11 protein-coding genes are annotated in these 14596 nt (G+C 56.1%); 7 read left to right on the top strand and 4 right to left on the bottom strand.

Features of this window, described 5'->3' with window-relative positions; all coding sequences use genetic code 11:
- Positions 1-197: 197 nt before the first annotated feature.
- Positions 198-1421 carry a cyclopropane fatty acyl phospholipid synthase gene (cfa, locus tag WEB54_RS02660; protein WP_368053104.1) on the top strand — a complete coding sequence of 408 codons (1224 nt, stop codon included), beginning with the start codon at positions 198-200 and terminating at the stop codon, positions 1419-1421.
- Here cfa and WEB54_RS02655 read toward each other — a convergent pair.
- Positions 1418-2251 (bottom strand): pyruvate, water dikinase regulatory protein, encoded by an 834-nt coding sequence (locus tag WEB54_RS02655; protein WP_368053103.1) that lies wholly within the window; start codon positions 2249-2251, stop codon positions 1418-1420. The genes cfa and WEB54_RS02655 overlap by 4 nt on opposite strands.
- 211 nt (positions 2252-2462) lie before the next feature.
- On the opposite strand from WEB54_RS02655, the gene ppsA reads away from it, so the two are divergent.
- Positions 2463-4835 carry a phosphoenolpyruvate synthase gene (gene ppsA, locus WEB54_RS02650; protein WP_368053102.1) on the top strand — a complete coding sequence of 791 codons (2373 nt, stop codon included), beginning with the start codon at positions 2463-2465 and terminating at the stop codon, positions 4833-4835.
- 85 nt (positions 4836-4920) lie between these two features.
- Here the strand turns inward: ppsA and WEB54_RS02645 are convergent, their stop codons facing one another.
- Positions 4921-5937 carry an endonuclease/exonuclease/phosphatase family protein gene (locus tag WEB54_RS02645; RefSeq protein ID WP_368053101.1) on the bottom strand — a complete coding sequence of 339 codons (1017 nt, stop codon included), beginning with the start codon at positions 5935-5937 and terminating at the stop codon, positions 4921-4923.
- A gap of 257 nt (positions 5938-6194) precedes the next feature.
- On the opposite strand from WEB54_RS02645, the gene WEB54_RS02640 reads away from it, so the two are divergent.
- From WEB54_RS02640 to WEB54_RS02630, 3 genes are all read left to right on the top strand, one after another.
- Positions 6195-7448, top strand: a complete 1254-nt coding sequence (locus WEB54_RS02640) for a DUF2868 domain-containing protein (protein WP_368053100.1) — start codon at positions 6195-6197, stop codon at positions 7446-7448.
- A complete protein-coding gene (locus tag WEB54_RS02635) occupies positions 7445-8863 on the top strand; it encodes a DUF3482 domain-containing protein (RefSeq protein ID WP_368053099.1) in 1419 nt (472 codons plus the stop codon). Before WEB54_RS02640 ends, WEB54_RS02635 begins: the two co-directional genes overlap by 4 nt.
- Positions 8864-8941: 78 nt before the next feature.
- The gene (locus tag WEB54_RS02630) at positions 8942-9937 is read left to right on the top strand and encodes an alpha/beta hydrolase (RefSeq protein ID WP_368053098.1); all 996 of its coding nucleotides are present in this window, start codon (positions 8942-8944) and stop codon (positions 9935-9937) included.
- Between the two features lie 242 nt (positions 9938-10179).
- Here the strand turns inward: WEB54_RS02630 and WEB54_RS02625 are convergent, their stop codons facing one another.
- Positions 10180-10626 carry a hypothetical protein gene (locus WEB54_RS02625; protein WP_368053097.1) on the bottom strand — a complete coding sequence of 149 codons (447 nt, stop codon included), beginning with the start codon at positions 10624-10626 and terminating at the stop codon, positions 10180-10182.
- Positions 10627-10836: 210 nt separating this feature from the next.
- Between WEB54_RS02625 and WEB54_RS02620 the strand changes: the two genes are divergently transcribed.
- Positions 10837-11838, top strand: coding sequence for a rhodanese-related sulfurtransferase (locus WEB54_RS02620; protein WP_368053096.1), 1002 nt, complete (start codon positions 10837-10839; stop codon positions 11836-11838).
- Here the strand turns inward: WEB54_RS02620 and WEB54_RS02615 are convergent, their stop codons facing one another.
- The gene (locus WEB54_RS02615; protein WP_368053095.1) at positions 11839-12912 is read right to left on the bottom strand and encodes an aldose epimerase family protein; all 1074 of its coding nucleotides are present in this window, start codon (positions 12910-12912) and stop codon (positions 11839-11841) included. It lies immediately after the preceding gene.
- A 497-nt stretch (positions 12913-13409) separates the two neighbouring features.
- On the opposite strand from WEB54_RS02615, the gene ald reads away from it, so the two are divergent.
- Positions 13410-14531 carry an alanine dehydrogenase gene (gene ald / locus WEB54_RS02610; protein WP_368053094.1) on the top strand — a complete coding sequence of 374 codons (1122 nt, stop codon included), beginning with the start codon at positions 13410-13412 and terminating at the stop codon, positions 14529-14531.
- Positions 14532-14596 lie beyond the last annotated feature (65 nt).

Genomic DNA, 14596 nt, shown 5'->3' with positions numbered 1-14596 from the left:
TTTAAATAAACCCGATTAAGGCATTCTGGGTTGATACTCTGGCCATGGAGTGCTTAGCTATCAGTAACAGAATAGTTGGAGACAGTTGGTGTCACCGGAGTGTGATAAGTCGTTTGAGTACTCACAGCAGTGCACGGTTACCCTGAATAGCTGGTTTGTTCTGTCTCATTGAAAACAGATTCAGAAGGGGGGTGGTTATGACGACTAAGATTGCTCAAAAAAGCGATAATACAGAAAACGCCCAACCGGACGGGCGGAGGGTTGGTAGCGGCACTCAGCGAGCGCTGCTGGCACTTCCGGATGTGCACCCACCCGCCTGGATAAAACGTGTGTTGGATCAGGCGGATATCCGGGTTCAGGGCGATCGCCCCTGGGATCTGCAGGTATACGACCCCCGGTTGTATAGACGTTTGCTTCGCCATGGGTCAGTAGGGCTTGCAGAGTCTTATGTTGACGGCTGGTGGAATAGCTACCGCGTCGATGAGCTCGTAACCCGATTATTGAGAACCGGAGTGCAGACACGCATGCCAGCACTGGTGCGCGTTAAGGATGCCTGTCGGGGTCTGGCGTTCAAGCTGATTAATTTTCAGACCGACCGTCGCGCCTTCACGGTCGGAAAAGTGCATTACGATATTGGCAATGACCTGTTTGGGCGCATGCTCGACGACAGTATGATGTACAGCTGTGGCTATTGGGCAGGGGCGAACGACCTGGCTGCGGCGCAGCAGGCCAAGATCGATCTTATTTGTCGCAAACTTGATTTGAAGCCCGGCCAGACGGTGTTGGACATCGGTTGTGGCTGGGGTGGGCTGGCTGAACATCTGGCCCGGCACTACCAGGTTGAGGTAGTAGGAGTGACGGTCAGTCAGGAGCAGCAGGTACTGGCACAGCAAAAAGTCGCCGGTCTGCCGGTCGATATTCGTCTGGCCGATTACCGCAGTTTGTCAGGTCGGTTTGACCGTATTGTCTCCGTTGGCATGTTTGAACATGTCGGTGCCAAAAATCACCGCACTTTCTTTGAGACGGCGCATCAACTGCTGGCTGAAGATGGCCTTTTTCTGCTGCATACCATAGGCGAAGAAGCCGACACTGCGGCCCCTGAGCCCTTTATCAACAAATACATTTTCCCCAATGGCAAAGTGCCGTCGCGGCGTGAGATCAACAACGCCAGCCTGGGTTTGTTCCGGCTGGAAGATTGGCATAATTTCGGGCCGGATTACGACCGCACGCTGATGGCCTGGGCACAAAGAGTCGATGCCGCCTGGCCCGATTTGTCCGACCGCTACGATGAGCGGTTTCAGCGACTGTGGATGTTTTACCTCTACAGCTGTGCGGCTTTTTTTCGCGCCCGGAAAGGGCAATTGTGGCAACAGGTCTATTCGCCACAGACGTCCGACCAGGAATACCGAAGTGTTCGTTAATTGACCGTTCTGATCCGGTCACGCAGGCCTTTGTCGACGATGATTCGGGTGGAGATTTCCTCAATCGACAGCCGCGTCGTATCGATAAAGGGAATCCCGAAACGCCGGAACAGGGCTTCGGCCATACGGACCTCATCCTCACACTGGCGCAGCGAAGCGTAGTCGCTGTCGGCTTTGCGGCCGTCTCGGATCTGGTTCAGCCGTTTCGGATCGATGCTCAGGCCGTACAGTTTGTTACGGTAGGGCTCCAGTGCCTTGGGCATTCTGGCTTCTTCAAAATCGTCGTCGGTCAGCGGGTAGTTGGCGGCATAAACGTTCGCTTGCAGCGCCAGGAAAATGCTGGTGGGTGTCTTACCGCTGCGTGAAACTCCAACCAGAATAATGTCGGCCTTGTCATAGTGGTGCAGGCGGCGGCCATCGTCGTTCTCAAGCGCAAATTGCATGGCGTCCATACGGCGCTGGTAGTGGCCATAATTGGCTGAAACTTCGGGTCGACCGATGCGTATGTTAGAGGCCTGTCCCAGCAGTTGTTCCAAAGGCCCGAGAAAGGTGGAGATGATGTCGACGGTATGGGCGTCGCTGTCGTGTACTATGGCGCGTATTTTCGGATCGATGATGGTTTCAATGATAATCGGTTGCAATCCGGATTCGCGTGCGGCTTTGGCGACCCGGTCGATGGCATTGCGTGCTTTCTGTTCCGTATCAATAAAAGACAGAATCGTTTCGGTAAACTGGGTACGGTCGAAGTGAGACAGCAGGCTGTGACCCAGCGTTTCGGCCGTAATACCGGTGCTGTCGGAGATAAAGAACACGGGGCGGTTGGAGCTCATGGGCATTTCCTTGCAACCGGGGGCTGAACGGTTGGATCAGGTTGTGAAGAGTGTTTTACACTATAGCGGCAAAGTGGCGGTGTTGGCCATTTTGCAGGGTAATGATCATCATTCACAGAATAAATGCACAAAACCCTCTTTCTGAGGTTTAATGAATGCACTGTCCGGCAACAGGGCAGAAATACCTACCGACTAGCACGTGGAGAGCAGCATGGAATTCGTTAAGGACTTTACTGAACTGGGTATTCATGACGTACCCACTGTAGGAGGCAAGAATGCCTCCCTGGGCGAGATGATCAGCCACCTGTCCGCCCTGGGCGTGTCGGTTCCGGGTGGTTTTGCGACCACAGCCGATGCCTATCGTGAATTCCTCGCGTTTGAAGGCCTGAAAGAACGGATTGACGCACGGCTGTCATCGCTGGATGTCGATGACGTCGAGGTGCTGGCGAACGTCGGCCGCGAGATTCGCTCCGAAGTTATGCTGGCGCCTTTCCCGGAACGGTTGGAGCAGGAAGTCCGGGCGGCTTATCAGATATTGACCGACGGTGATCCGGGTCGCTCATTAGCGGTACGTTCCTCTGCCACCGCCGAAGACTTGCCCGATGCCTCCTTTGCCGGCCAGCAGGAAACCTTTCTGAACATCCACGGCATCGACGAAGTGCTGCAGGCGATCAAGGAAGTCTTTGCTTCGCTGTTTAACGACCGCGCTATTGCCTATCGGGTTCACCAGGGGTTCGACCATGCTCATGTTGCCTTGTCTGCCGGCATTCAGCGCATGGTGCGCAGCGATATCGGTGCTGCCGGGGTGATGTTCACCATGGACACCGAATCCGGGTTTGATCAGGTGGTGTTTATTACCTCGGCTTACGGCCTTGGCGAAACCGTGGTTCAAGGCGCGGTAAACCCCGATGAGTTCTACGTCAGCAAACGCGCGCTCGCCGATGGCCACCACGGCATTCTGCGCCGCACTCTGGGCAGCAAACTGATCAAGATGGTCTATGGCGCATCGGCCGAGACCGGTAAATCCGTCGAGACCGTCGGGGTGCCCGAGGCCGATCGGACCCGGTTTTCCCTGAGCGATGACGAAGTCGAGCAATTGGCGCACCAGGCGATGATCATCGAAAAACACTACAAACGCCCGATGGACATCGAGTGGGCGCGCGACGGTGAAGATGGCAAACTGTACATCGTGCAGGCACGTCCGGAAACCGTGAAGAGCCGTGGCTCGGCTACGGTGATTGAACGCTATGCCCTGAAAGAAAAAGGCAAGTTACTGATTGATGGCCGCGCCATTGGCCAGCGCATTGGCTGTGGTCCGGTCAAGGTTATTAGTGATCTGAGCCAGATGCATCAGGTGCATACCGGCGACGTACTGGTCACCGACATGACCGACCCGGACTGGGAACCGATCATGAAACGGGCTTCGGCCATTGTCACCAATCGCGGCGGCCGTACCTGTCACGCGGCGATCATTGCCCGTGAGCTGGGCATTCCGGCTGTTGTCGGCTGTGGTGATGCGACTGACAAGCTGGTCAACGGCGATGAAGTCACGGTGTCGTGCGCCGAAGGCGATACTGGCCGCGTATACCGGGGTCTGCTGGAATTCAATGTTGAACAGAACGATCTGAGCTCGATGCCCGATCTGCCGTTCAAAATCATGATGAACGTTGGTAACCCGGACCGCGCCTTCGATTTTCAATCCCTGCCCAATGCTGGCGTCGGTCTGGCCCGACTGGAATTCATCATTAACCGGATGATTGGTGTACACCCCAAGGCGCTGTTGCATTACAACGAAGCGCCGGTCGAAGTGCGTGAGAGCATTGATCACCGCATGGCGGGATACGCGAGTCCGGTCGATTTCTACGTGGAAAAAATCGTTGAAGGGGTGGCGTCCATTGCCGCAGCTTTCTACCCAAAGCCGGTCATTGTGCGCCTGTCCGATTTTAAATCGAACGAATACGCTCATCTGGTTGGCGGTGCCCAGTACGAACCCCAGGAAGAAAACCCGATGATCGGTTTTCGTGGCGCCTCGCGCTACATCGACGACTCCTTCCGCGAGTGTTTCGAGCTGGAATGTCGGGCGATGAAAAAGGTGCGCAATGAGATGGGGCTGACCAACGTCCAACTTATGGTGCCCTTTGTGCGTACCGTGGATGAAGCGCGTCAGGTAGTCGAATTGCTGGCCGACAATGGCCTGGAATCCGGCAAGGATGATCTGAAACTGATCATGATGTGCGAACTGCCGTCCAACGCGTTGCTGGCCGACCAGTTCCTGGAATACTTCGATGGCTTCTCTATCGGCTCCAACGACCTGACTCAGCTAACTCTGGGACTTGACCGGGATTCCGGGGTCATCGCGCATCTGTTCGACGAGCGCAACGATGCCATCAAGATCCTGCTCAGCATGGCCATTCAGGCCTGTCGCAAAGCCAATAAATACATCGGCATTTGTGGCCAGGGCCCGTCAGACCATCCGGATTTCGCCGAATGGTTGATGGATCAGGGCATTGAATCGGTGTCGCTGAACCCGGACTCAGTGCTCAGCACCTGGATGTATCTGTCCGAGCATCACGGCAAGCCCTAAGGGGTCTGAACTACAGGTTCGGTTTACTGCCAGGAGTCCGTGCCGGGCACCCGGCACTCAGTATTTGCTAAATTTCAACACTCTTTTAGGGTAGTGCAACCGCATCAATATCCAGCCAGACCGGTCGGTGATCGGATGCCCGATCTACGCTCTGGCTGAGCGGTGCTCCGGGTTTCGGCCAAAAGACACCCGTATCCAGAACCTGCAGATTAGTCGACGGCAATACATAGTCGGCTCTTAGGCGCCAGCGAGCGGTAAGATCATGGTCTCTGTCCGACAGAGGCCGCACAGGCTGAATTCTGGGGTGTGAAATCAGGCGTTTGATGGCCTCTTGCTGGCTGTCTCCAGCCGTTAGTGAGGCGTTCAAATCGCCGGCGACTATGAAGGTTTGGCCGGGTGTTAGCCCGCCACTCAATCCGCGATCATCACTCATGTACGATTCATTGTTGATGTAATCAACCCAGAAGCGAATCTCATCGTGATTGCGGCAGACATTGCGCCGCTCCGGGCCGTCGAAGGCCGGTGGTGTGGGGTGGCTGACCAGTAGATGGCACACCCCAGTCGGTAATTCGACTGGCAAATCCCAGTGCGATTTACTCGATAAACGCACTACCGCCAGATCCTCTTGGGAATAAAAGGCCGAACCATCCGGGTTCACGGGCAGCAGGGCAGCGGGCATATCCCGCCATAAAAATAACTGAAACGTCCGGCATTGGTCAGCTCTGAGCGGAAAGGCTGACAACACGGCCATGCCATATTGACCGGGGAAATCGCCGAAACCAAAAGGCGTTTTCTGCGGATTATTCCGGTCCTGTTTCACCAGATCCCGGCCAGAAGGTAGGCCCGTGTTCACCGGTGCGGTAAAGCAATAGGGGAAATCCATTCCAGCTGTTCGAAGCAGAGCCTGAAACGCGGTTAACGCCTGGTTGTCAGGGTCGTAGTCCAGTTCATTGATGATCCAGACATCCGCATCAACCTCGGCCATGACTTGCATTAAGGCCGACAATTGAACGCCGGGTTTTGAGCGAAGGTCGGTAACCAGTTCCCCAGCTTGGGAGCGGTTAAGGGCGACGTTATAGGTGGCCAGACGGAGGAATTTCATACAGTGGGCCTTGTCTATGGCTGTCAGCGAACAGTGTAAGGTTTGGTTCTGAAAAAAGCAGGTGGTAATCGGGTGGCCTAAACTCACTATTTAACCTGAATGATGAGACCACATCAGGAAAACGTCACCGACTTTTTCATTGCCCAAAATCATGCCAATGGGCAGGCGACGCCTGCAAGGCTCCTTGCTAAACTCGGGCCATTACGATGTTTATGATTGCAATACCCCGGTGCTTTTGTCGATCTTAATAGGAATCCATGACTATTTCGCGAACCTCCTTCCGACCATCATCCGCGCAAGCCATTGATTGGGGGCTGCGCTGGTTGCGGGCCGAGCCAGGCGCGAGCCCGAGTCCGGCCACTGACAACTGGTTTGAGTTTCTGGCCAGTGCGAGCCAGTTCCGAGCCGAGCCCAGGGTACGTTGGTTCTCCTGGCTTTGTTGGCTGGGAGCCATCAATGGCATTCTGGCACTCAGTGGGCTGATGGTCTGGCCAGACGGCAGCGGTATTCATATGCTGATTTTTCTGCTGGTGTTCTGGCTGACGCCTTTGCTGGTATTGATCTGGACTCTGCTGAATGCCTGGTGGCGCAAGCGCAGCCCCTGGTGGCGCCACTGGCTGTGTATCGAAGACGATGCGGTGTTGGCTGCCTGGTGCGCTGAACAGAGCCTTAAGGCACAGGCGTTGTTTGCGGTGGCTGGCCTAGCCTGGTTGTGGCTAATGCTGCTGACCCGACAGCTGATTTTCTATTGGAGTACCTCATTGCAATCCGCCTCAGCGCGGGTCGACGATTTATTTGGGTTGCTGTCGCTGGGTATTCTTCAAGTGCCTGAACCCCTGGCGATCAGCGCTTCCCAGGCGGGTAGTATCACCGGCTGGGAAACAGCACTGCTGAATTATTCAGCCTATTGGGCAGTCTGGCTGACCCAGGTTGTGGTGGTGTGGGTGCTGGTACCGATTGCAGTCGCTGTGCTGATTAACCGCAGGGTATTGAATCGCCGCCTGGCCCATTGGCCGCGCTGGAACCGGGAGCTGCACCAGCAGTTTGAACAACAGCGTCCCCAAACCCTGCATTTTACGTCGCTAACACCTGAACAGCCCGGTACTTTCACCGCTGACGATACTGACCTGGAGACCAGCGCATTGCCCCCTTCAGTGCCGGTGCTTGCCTGGCAGGATCCAATGCCCGGCAAGCTACCGCCCGGCTCTGTCATTCTGGGTCGCGGCAGCCTGGCGGAAGACGAAGCGACGATCGACCGGCACACCGAACAGGAAGAGCCCGTCTGGGTGATGGCTGCCCATGCGGTTCCCACCGGAGACCTGGCTGATCTGATCACGCTCAGTGCCGGTAGCCATAAAGAGGTTAACGTTCTGTTGTGCAGTTCGGCGGAACCGGGATCCGAACGGAGAAATGTTGAGCGCCAGAGCTGGCAGGGCTTTGCCAGTGCCCAGGAATTACCGGTACGGTTATATTGGCTTGAAGAGCGTTCGGGTGGGGAGACTCCATCATGACCCAGAGCCCGTCATCGGTCGCGGCCGTCCCGGTCTTTGCGGTGGTCGGACATCCCAATCAGGGCAAGTCCAGCCTGGTATCGACGCTCACCCAGGATGATCACATTGCCGTGTCACCTGTTAGTGGCACCACCCGGAATGCGCATCGATATCAACTCATGCTCGATAAGAGCGTTCTGTACGAACTGATTGATACACCCGGCTTTCAGCGTGCCCGCCAGATCATCACCTGGTGCGAACAGCACAGCCAGAGCGCCGCTGGTCGGCCAGACGCCCTGCGTCGCTTTGTGACAGAGCACCGCGACGACCCCAAATTCGCGGACGATTGCACCCTGCTGACACCCGTGCTGAGCGGGGCTGGTATCGTCTACGTCGTCGATACCAGCCAGCGCTTCGACGCCACCTTTGAAGCCGAACTGACGCTGCTTTCCTGGACCGCTCAGCCACGCCTGGCGCTGCTGAACCCGATTCGCCAAACCGGGAACGAGACCGAATGGCAGGTTGCCCTGCAGCAGTATTTCTCACTGGTACGGACGTTCAATCCGTTGCAGGCACCGTTCGAGCATCATCTGGCATTACTGCGCAGCATGGCCGAGATTCACCCGCCCTGGCGCGATGGTCTGGTGCGCAGTGTCGAAGCGTTATCCGAACAGCGTCAACAACGTCATCAGCGCAGTGCCGAAGCTCTGGTTCTGTATCTGCAAAAGGTGCTACAGCACCGGCTGCAACTGCCCCTGGCAGGGCCGAAAGAGCAACTAAAGACGCAGGGGCTGGCTCAGTTCAATCGCGAGATACAGCGCCGGGAACAGCGACTCCAGGTAACACTCGCCGACTATTACGGACATCGCAACCTCGACTGGTCCGGCGAGTGGCAGTCACTGGCGACCGATGACTTGCTCGATGCCCATGAGTGGCGTGCCTGGGGCTTGTCGCGTGCCCGGCTGGCTTCGTTGAGCGGTGCGGCCGGGGCCGCGTCTGGTCTGGTGGTCGATGCTGCGGTAGGCGGCGCGTCTCTGTTACTCGGCGCGGTAGTCGGCGGCACGCTTGGCGGATTGGCTGGCGGCTTTGCCGGTCGGGATCCGCTGAGTTTTGAAGTGTTGTCACGGGTGCCCGGTTATGAGCAGTGGCAATTGGGGCCGGTCTCCAATCTTGAATTCGCACTGGCACTGGCGGGCCGGAGCTTGCGCATCTGGTACCAGTTGCGCTGCCGCAACCATGCCCGGCGCGATGCCGTCATGCTCAAACATTCCGATCTGAGCTACTGGCTCGATGGCCTGGGGCGCAAACAACAGGTCCAGTGGGTGTACTGGGTGCGTAAGATGATGAAGCGACCATTGACCGATAGTGAACAAAGCCAACTGATCGGTCTCATTCTTGCGCTAGGGGAGCAAATGGATAAACCTGATGCGCAGTGAATTTATTAATAAGCCACTCCTGTGATACTCTTGAGCGATTCTAGTCTCTAACATTCAAACATTTAAGGACACCTCCACGTGATCTGGATTGTACTGGGCCTGGTGATTGTGCTGTTGATTGTACTATTGATTGTATTGGGCCCGCGCCCACGAGTCTTGTTGCAGTGGGCAGTAGAAGAATTGCCGGTCGAACTCGGCGGCCTCGCCGACTGGTTGGCCGAGTCGGAGCGGTCGCTGGGTACGGTCACAGAAGGTGCGGAAAAACACGTCCGCTTCGCCAACCCCACCGCACCGGCCAAGACCCCGCTGGTTGTCCTCTATTTGCATGGATTCTCGGCCACCCGGCAAGAACTGGCGCCCATTCCCGAGCGAGTGGCCGAAGCCATTGGCGCCAATTATTACGGCGCCCGCCTGACTGGCCACGGGTTAGACGGCGAAAGCCTGGGCAAGGCCCAGGCTGGCGACTGGCTCAAAGACACTGCCGAGGCCTGGCAGATTGCCCGTTCTTTGGGCGAGCGGGTCATCGTCATCAGTTGCTCGACCGGCGGCACCCTGGCTACCTGGCTGGCACAACAGCCATCGGCACAGGATGCCCTGGCCGCTCTGGTGTTGTTCGCACCCAATTATCAGCCCCGGCACTGGGCGTCGAAGCTCTTTGGCTGGCCCTGGTCCGGCTATTGGATGCGCTGGCTTGCAGGCAATGAATACGGTTGGGAACCCGAAGGGGAACTCAACGGAAAATATTGGACTCATAGCTACCCGACCCGCGTCTTGCACCAGCTGCAAGCGTTAGTGGTTGCGGTGCGCAAAAGCCATCTCGAATCTATAAAAACACCCTCGCTCTTTCTGTACAGTGAGGATGATCGGGTGGTGAATGCCAAATACACCGACCGGGTGTATGAGAAGTGGGGCTCAGAGGTGAAGGAACGTATTCGAATAGACGGTGTGGAGGGGGAATCGAATCACGTATTTACCGGAGATATCGTTGCACCGCATCGTACCGAGACGAGCCTAGAGCAGGTGCTGGCGTTTCTGGAAAAGCAGGGAATAGTTGCACTAAAAGGTCCGGCCTAACCAAGCGTGAAGTGACCAGCGGCGGGTGCCGGGTGTGCCCCTGTGGGGGAGTCCGCAGCAGGGACTAAAACGCCAGGAGCGTTTTAGCATGAGCGCAGCGAGCCCGGATATGAATCCCACGGATGGGATTCATATCCTGCGGTCTAGGCTCCATGGACGGATCTACGCCGACCCCACAGGGGCACACCCGATAGCCGGAGCGGGCCAAGGCCACCTATTTGACCAGATCTCCGAAACTCGGCTTAGAAATGCATGCCGACGGTGAAGTAACCGTTACCGGGGTGAGCACCGCCTTCAACGAACAGGACCCGGTTGCTGATCAGGATATTAAGCCCGACTTCGGCTGCCAGACCAAAGTCTGCATCCCCGTTCCCCTCAGCGCCAAGGCCGGGGCCCAGGCTGGCGTACATATCCAGGCCGGTGTCGAGCGGAAACAGCAAACCCACCGACAGATCCCCACCGATGGAAACATCGTCGTCAAAACCAACACCCAGTTCAATTTCGCCGTAAGTGTTCAGACCATTGTTTTGCAATGAAGGTACGTTAATGGGAAAGCCGATAGCGCCGATAAAACCAACGCCTCCGCCGTAGGATGCCAGGCCCAACTCAGCGCCTCCGCGACCTCCGGCATAGGCGGTGCTGGCAAGAGTGGCCGCAGTGAGTGCGGTAACGATCAGTACTTTTTTCATGTGAATATCCTCAACGTGAACAGATGGAAGTATCGAATCTAAACCGCTCTTTCTTGAATCTCAATAGAGCAGTTTAACGGGTCAGAACGTCAATTTGAACGCTGTAACGGGGTGAACAACTGTGGAAATCAATGCCCGGGTCACTTAAACTTCGCAACTCCATTAACCCATGGCTCTGGATTTGCGATCCAGCCCGCTATAGGAAATTTCATGACTGATATAACTGTAGCAGAAACCGTTGCGGTTTCTGCAATGTATCACTTCGTTCGCCTGAATAATTATGCCGACTACCGCCAACCGCTGCTTGATTTCATGGAAGCTGAGGGCATACGCGGCACCCTGTTACTTGCCTCCGAGGGTATTAACGGTACCGTCGCAGGCCGCCCTGAAGCCATCGAGCAACTGCTGGGCTGGATCAAGAGCCAGGGCCCGTTCGCCAATCTCAGTCACAAAGAGTCTTTTTGCGATGAGATGCCGTTCTATCGCACTAAGGTTAAGCTTAAGAAAGAAATCGTCACCATGGGTGTCGAAGGCATCGATCCGTTGAACGTCGCGGGTACCTACGTGAAACCGGAAGACTGGAATGCACTGATTTCAGATCCGGATGTGGTACTGGTCGACACCCGCAACGCATACGAAGTGGCCATCGGCACCTTCGAGAATGCGCTGAATCCGCATACTCAGACCTTTCGTGAATTCCCTGACTACGTAAAACAGAATCTCGACCCGGCCAAACATAAAAAAGTGGCCATGTTTTGTACCGGCGGCATTCGCTGTGAAAAGTCCACGGCTTACCTGAAAGAGCAAGGCTTCAATGAGGTGTATCATCTCGAAGGCGGCATTCTCAAATACCTGGAACAGGTTCCTGAGGCCGAATCCAAGTGGCAGGGCGAGTGTTTTGTGTTCGACAACCGGGTCACGGTAAAGCATGGTCTCGAACCGGGCCGATACGACCAGTGCCACGCTTGCCGGATGCCGATTTCCGATACCGAAAAATCCCACGCCCATTACGAGCCGGGTGTCAGCTGCCCGCACTGCTACGATAACGTGACCGAAGACCGTCGTCAGCGCTTTATTGAACGCGAGCGTCAGGTGCAGCTAGCCAAAAAGCGTGGTGAAGCCCACATTGGCGCTGATGCCAAAGAAAGCATCGAACAGCGCCGGGCTCAAAAAGCGGCCGAACGTGAAGCCCAGCGGACCGCTAACCTGTAGTCAAGATTTCTGCCCGAACCCAAACACCAGGGTGGCCCGGTAGGTCTGCTCCGGGGTTAGGGTGCAGTCGGGGAAGTGATCGTGATTGGGTGAATCCGGCCAGGCGCCCGGTTCCATGCAGAAGGCCCCATGACGTTGATAGATGTCTGTTTCATTTCTGGGCGTACCACCCATAAAACCGCCACTGTAGAACTGCAGACCGGGCAGGGTGCTTGAGCAGCGCATCCAGCGACCGCTTGGTTCGTGCCGAGCTTCAGCCATTAGCGTTAGCGGCCTTTCCATTTCTGTACCAAACACATAGTTGTGATCGTAGCTGCCTGCCCGAGCAAGGCTAGGGTCATTGAGGCTTTCCAGCGCCTGGTCGATTGGACGCCAGTCGCGTAAATCCAGTGCCGTGTTTTCAACCGGAACCAGCTCGCCTGTCGGTAGCAGGGTGGCATCAATGCCGGTAACGGTGTCGCTGTGAACCCGAAATTCATGATCTTTCAGCGAACCAGCCGCTGCACCTGCCAGGTTAAAGTAAGCGTGGTTGGTCAAATTCACCAGAGTGGTTTTGGTCGTGGCCGCCTCGTAGGCGATGATGACTTCGTCATCGTCGGTTAGCCGGATTCGCTGGGTTATGGTCAGTTCGCCGGGGTAGTTGGCATCACCGTCTGGTGAGGTTAGGGTGAATACCAGATTGGGTTCGTCTTTTTCCAGGTTGATCTGGCTGTTCCAGACACGATGGCCAAACCCGTCAGAGCCGCCATGCAAATGGTGCCCGCCGCTGTTGCATTCCAGTTCCAGCGCCTGGCCGTTAATGTGGGTTTTACCATGGCCGATGCGGTTGGCGTAACGGCCAATAGTTGCGCCAAAGTTGGCGTTCTGGGCGATAAAGGCCTCCAGGGTGTCGCAGCCTAGTACCAGGCTCTCCTCGTCTGTCATGTCTGGTAACCGAAAACCCACGAACGCAGCCCCCAGGTTATAAAACCGGGCCTCACTGCCGTTTTTATTACGCAGCGTGAAGGCCTTAACGCCACTGCCGTCATTCAGGGTGCCAATGATCTCTTCAGAATTGATGGGGGTGCCAGACACAGGGGACTCCTGATTGTTTTTAAGCCCGGTATTGTGAGAGCAGCCACCAGGCAAGTCCATCCCGTTAGCCGCAAAACTGGGTGTCACGGCTGTCTTTACTTATAACGATGCCATGGCCGCTGGAGCCATCACCTTTGCGATTTACCCCCCGGTTAATTGAGCGCCAATCGGTTCGGGACGTCGCACCGGTCACCGTCTAGAGAGTCAGGCTATGGAACAACGCCAGCAAATCACCGAATGCTGCGTCAGCACTTATTATTAGGGCGGTTGCGGGGCTGGCTGGGTAGAGGCTGAATAGGATGCTAATGCCTGCAGGCAGGTAAAAACGCTGTAGGCACTTGATACCAACCGATTATTCATCGTTAATGGTTATTGTTGCACTATAATTTCCTGTTATTGGTTATTGTTTCAGTGCCACCTACGCAGATGTTTTTTCCTATACTGAGTTGGTCCCCAGCGTTCTGAATTTAACAACAATGAAAGCAGAGGAGAAGACAATGCGAGTAGGAGTCCCGAAAGAAATAAAAAACCACGAATATCGCGTCGGCCTGACCCCGACCGCTGTGCGTGAACTGGTTCATAATGGTCATGAAGTGGCCGTTGAAACCCAGGCCGGTGCGTCCATCGGGTTCAGTAACGAGGAATACCAAACGGCTGGCGCACAGATACTGCCCTCGGCCACTGAGATGTACGACTGGGCCGAGATGATCGTCAAGGTGAAGGAGCCTCAGGCCATCGAACGCAAGATGATCAAGCCGCACCACACCCTCTTCACCTATTTGCATTTGGCGCCTGATGTTCCGCAAACCAACGATTTGATCGCCTCGGGTGCAACGTGCATCGCCTATGAAACGGTCACCGATCACGCAGGCCGGTTACCGCTGTTGGCCCCTATGTCCGAAGTGGCCGGGCGCATGTCGATTCAGGCGGGTGCTCATTGTCTGGAAAAAGCCCAGGGTGGTCGTGGTTTGCTGCTTGGTGGCGTACCCGGAGTGGCCCCGGCACTGGTAACCGTGATTGGCGGTGGTGTGGTTGGCCAGAATGCCATAGCCATGGCGGTCGGCTTGGGTGCAGATGTAACTGTGCTCGACAAAAGCATCGACACACTGCGCGAGCTGGATCGTCAGTATGGCAATAAGATCCGCACCGTTTACTCCACCCGCGAGAGTGTAGAACAGCATGTTCTGGAAGCTGATTTGGTTGTCGGCGCGGTGCTGATTCCCGGCGCAGCCGCCCCAAAACTGGTAAACGCAGATATGATCAAGCGAATGAAGCCTGGTGCTGTTGTGGTCGATGTCGCGATCGATCAGGGCGGGTGTTTCGAGACCTCCAAAGCGACCACACACGCCGAACCCACCTATGTGATTGACGACGTGGTGCACTATTGCGTCGCCAACATGCCCGGCGCTGTAGCCCGCACATCCACCATGGCGCTGAACCATGCAACGCTGCCGTTCACGCTGGCGTTAGCCAACAAAGGCGCCAAACAGGCGATGCTGGATGACAGCCACCTGCTAAACGGATTGAACGTCTGCCGTGGCAAGGTCACCTACAAAAGCGTGGCTGACGACCAGGGGCTGGAGTATCTGGCACCCAAAGATGCATTGGAGTTGCTGTAATCCCGTTTACAAGGAGCAGGGCAGGCCTTAGGCTTGCCCTGTGTACACACAGGGGCAAACGGCAT

The organism is Saccharospirillum sp., from assembly GCF_040881935.1.
In the GTDB taxonomy this organism is placed as follows: domain Bacteria; phylum Pseudomonadota; class Gammaproteobacteria; order Pseudomonadales; family Natronospirillaceae; genus Saccharospirillum.
This window is presented reverse-complemented; position numbering and strand designations above follow the sequence as displayed.

Bases quoted from the DNA above. Each gene is read 5' to 3' on its own strand.
- ppsA (WP_368053102.1), top strand. From the start codon at position 2,463: ATGGAATTCGTTAAGGACTTTACTGAACTGGGTATTCATGACGTACCC.
- WEB54_RS02635 (WP_368053099.1), top strand. From the start codon at position 7,445: ATGACCCAGAGCCCGTCATCGGTCGCGGCCGTCCCGGTCTTTGCGGTG.
- WEB54_RS02620 (WP_368053096.1), top strand. From the start codon at position 10,837: ATGACTGATATAACTGTAGCAGAAACCGTTGCGGTTTCTGCAATGTAT.
- WEB54_RS02640 (WP_368053100.1), top strand. From the start codon at position 6,195: ATGACTATTTCGCGAACCTCCTTCCGACCATCATCCGCGCAAGCCATT.
- WEB54_RS02645 (WP_368053101.1), bottom strand. From the start codon at position 5,937: ATGAAATTCCTCCGTCTGGCCACCTATAACGTCGCCCTTAACCGCTCC.
- WEB54_RS02655 (WP_368053103.1), bottom strand. From the start codon at position 2,251: ATGAGCTCCAACCGCCCCGTGTTCTTTATCTCCGACAGCACCGGTATT.
- WEB54_RS02625 (WP_368053097.1), bottom strand. From the start codon at position 10,626: ATGAAAAAAGTACTGATCGTTACCGCACTCACTGCGGCCACTCTTGCC.
- cfa (WP_368053104.1), top strand. From the start codon at position 198: ATGACGACTAAGATTGCTCAAAAAAGCGATAATACAGAAAACGCCCAA.
- ald (WP_368053094.1), top strand. From the start codon at position 13,410: ATGCGAGTAGGAGTCCCGAAAGAAATAAAAAACCACGAATATCGCGTC.